3 protein-coding genes and 1 pseudogene are annotated in these 1,944 nt (G+C 43.5%); 2 read left to right on the plus strand and 2 right to left on the minus strand.

Going from position 1 to position 1,944, the window contains the following annotated elements:
- Positions 1–434: pseudogene (locus JL015_RS27480) on the plus strand (RHS repeat domain-containing protein); the annotation flags it as partial.
- Positions 435–436: 2 nt separating this feature from the next.
- A complete protein-coding gene (locus tag JL015_RS27485) occupies positions 437–694 on the plus strand; it encodes a hypothetical protein (protein WP_201020680.1) in 258 nt (85 codons plus the stop codon).
- A 365-nt stretch (positions 695–1,059) separates the two neighbouring features.
- Here the strand turns inward: JL015_RS27485 and JL015_RS27490 are convergent, their stop codons facing one another.
- Both JL015_RS27490 and JL015_RS27860 read right to left on the minus strand, forming a co-directional pair.
- Entirely contained in the window at positions 1,060–1,668 is a 609-nt protein-coding gene (locus JL015_RS27490) for a hypothetical protein (RefSeq protein ID WP_201020681.1), read from the minus strand.
- A gap of 88 nt (positions 1,669–1,756) precedes the next feature.
- Positions 1,757–1,944 (minus strand): hypothetical protein (locus tag JL015_RS27860; RefSeq protein ID WP_236250288.1); only part of this gene is annotated, 188 nt, incomplete at its 5' end.

The following is a 1,944-nucleotide window of genomic DNA, read 5'->3' on the forward strand; positions in this document are numbered from 1 at the left end:
TGAATAATTGTCCTGCCAACGCTGGAAATGGGGTAAGCCAACAACCCGCTAACCCAGCCACCAACCAAGCGTCACCCAGTGCGCCAGCACCTGCTGGTGAAGAGCTTGATTGGAAAAGTGTTGTACCCACAAAAGGAAAATACAAAGGGCAAAGTAGAGAGGATCACGTTCGACTACACAATGTCGACAACCCCAACAAGCCTCAACATGGAGTTTTCTATGGCGATGGCGTTGATCTGACCAATGAGGCTTGGAAAAAAGCCCAAACAGATGGTATTAAACCCGACGCCACGGGAACATTGAATGTTCCAATGGGCAAAATGGTAGGTCGCTCTGGAGGCGGAGAGGCCGACTTAGGCAAACTATTTTACAACTTAGAACTCAAGTTAGTCCCTGGAACCAACAAAATAATAACCTCTTATCCTACGGAGTAAAAATGAAAAAATACTATTGGTATAGTAATTGCCCAGCCTGTAACCAAGGGCGGTTGATTATTACTCACGACATCACTAATGAGAGATTATACTTACATTGTGAAGAGTGTGAGATGGGCTGGTTGAACCCAAACGAAGCGGATGAAAATAAGAATGGATTTCTTACCCTGCTGGTAGATTTCGATACAGAAAATCCAGAGTTTGAATTTATTAAGAAAAACAATTGGTCGACTGTAGCAAAGCACTCATTTGAAGAGTAGAAATAAACAATAGGGTGCTACACATAAATATGCACCCTAAAAACAGGCATAATATAATGTCCTACCCCCTCAGCACCTACGAAAATCATTAAAATAAAAAAAATCAGACTACAACTTAGTTCATTGGCTAGCATTATCCAGCGCAGAGCAATACCAAATAGCGTTCCATAAATCTCCGCAAGAACTTGCGTGCGAGCAAGGCCGACCTCACCCGCACTGTTATAATGAACCCTCAAGCCAGTATTGGCTACTTGTGAAAGTGGCCAATCCAGGCTATGAAGTTACTCATGTTCACTTCCCCAAGAGCAGTTGAAGGTTCATTAATAACGACGCTCGTCGTTCCAGTGCAAGGCTTGCTAGGTCGATTAGCTAGCAAGAAAGGACTTCAAGGCATCATATCCCAGCACCACCATAAAGGCTAAATGAATCAAAAAAACTATAGTTGGGTTACGAGTGATTAAAAGTAATAGAGTAGGAGCAACGCGCCTGACAAGATAGTTCATACCGCCGATCACAATGATCAGAAAAAACATGGTTACCGCAATTAACGCAACAACGCCATACTCCTTAAATTCAATTTTGCTCTGGGTAGCAACTACTATAAACGAGGATAGAATCGTAACTGCGGCACCTAGCAACCACAAAGAAAGATCACCAGCAAGCCGACGAATGATACCCGCAAAACTCCCTTTCATGTTATTTTTAATTTTTTGATTTTCAACAACCGCTTCAAGATCTTTAAAAAGCAGAGCTGGAAGACAAAGCAGTAGAGCCGCACTACCTAAACTGCTGGTCATTTTTACAGCTGATTGCAACATGCGGCTAAGGTAATCCAACGGGGCAATTTCCATAATCGCGATAGCGTAGTAAGCCGCAAGCGCTGAAATAAGCGCCCAAATAATTGCTCTGAAGATTAGGTCGCGGTATAGCTTGAACTTCAGCCAGTCGTCAAAATCATTTTTATCAGTTGCCATTCAGGACACGCCCCATCAAGAGAATCAATAAGGCAAAATAATATCACAAAGTCTGAAAACTCAACTCTTGATGTACAAGACCCAATAATTAAATCGAATCGCACCACCTAAAATTTTTGCTTATTCGCAGTACGATGTGCTTGTGAAGCACAGCGGCATCGGCGTGCTCTTGCACCTTTTTCAGGTCGACAGGAAGAATAGGCACTTCAGCTTTGCTATCGCCAGCTACAAATACGACGCCTTCGACCGCCGCATCGCCAAGACCGTCGACGGCCA

The sequence above is a fragment of the Pseudomonas cichorii genome (genome assembly GCF_015471405.1).
GTDB classification, from domain to species: Bacteria; Pseudomonadota; Gammaproteobacteria; order Pseudomonadales; family Pseudomonadaceae; genus Aquipseudomonas; species Aquipseudomonas serbiensis.